An 894-nucleotide genomic window follows, 5' to 3' on the forward strand; every position below is an offset into this window, starting at 1 on the left:
ATGGGGATAACGATCCAGATGGCGATAACAATAACATGGTGATTACGGAAGTAGACGGCACACCAATCAGCGTTGGTAACCCGGTCACCTTAAGTGACGGTAGTGTGGTGACATTAAACCCAGACGGCACATTAAGTGTAACCCCTCCTAACAATGATAATGACCCTATTAGTTTCACCTATACGGTAGAAGATGAAGATGGTTTAACCGATCAAGGTCAAGTAGATATTACGTTTGCTCCATGCCCATTTCCAACGGATAGCGATGGTGATGGTTTAACGGATTGTGAAGAAACAACAGGTATAGACGATCCAAGTACGCCAACAGTACCAACCGGCACATCAGATGAAAACGATCCATGTGATCCTATTTCTGCTAATTGTTTCCCTGTAGCTAATAATGATGGCGGAACAACAGATCCAGGGGTTGATGTTATTATTGATGTTACTGGAAATGATACAGATCCAGATGGGACTATAAATATAGCTTCTATTGATTTAGATCCTGACACACCAGGACAACAGAGTTCATTTACAGTACCTGGAGAAGGAACTTTTACAGATAATGGTGATGGAACAGTAACATTTAGCCCAGAAACAGGCTATAATGATGGTACAACAGTCATAAACTACGTGGTATTTGATAATGATGGTAACCCTTCAAATGAGGCAACAATAACAGTAGTTGTACCAATATGTACTTCTACTGTTGATTCAGATGGTGATGGTTTAACGGATTGTGAAGAAACTACAGGTATAGACGATCCGAGTACGCCAACAGTACCAACAGGTACCTCCGATGAAAACGATCCATGTAGCCCAGTAGGCATCAACACGACCGATAGTGATGGTGATGGTTTAACGGATTGTGAAGAAACTACAGGTATAGATGATC

At 41.6% G+C, this 894-nt stretch carries 1 protein-coding gene; it reads left to right on the top strand.

The window, feature by feature from the left end; all coding sequences use genetic code 11:
• The coding region (locus ACNG5D_RS15795; RefSeq protein WP_418184498.1) for an Ig-like domain-containing protein at window positions 1-894 on the top strand (894 nt) is incomplete at both ends.

Source organism: Algibacter ulvanivorans (assembly GCF_048381495.1).
In the GTDB taxonomy this organism is placed as follows: Bacteria; Bacteroidota; Bacteroidia; order Flavobacteriales; family Flavobacteriaceae; genus Algibacter_B; species Algibacter_B ulvanivorans.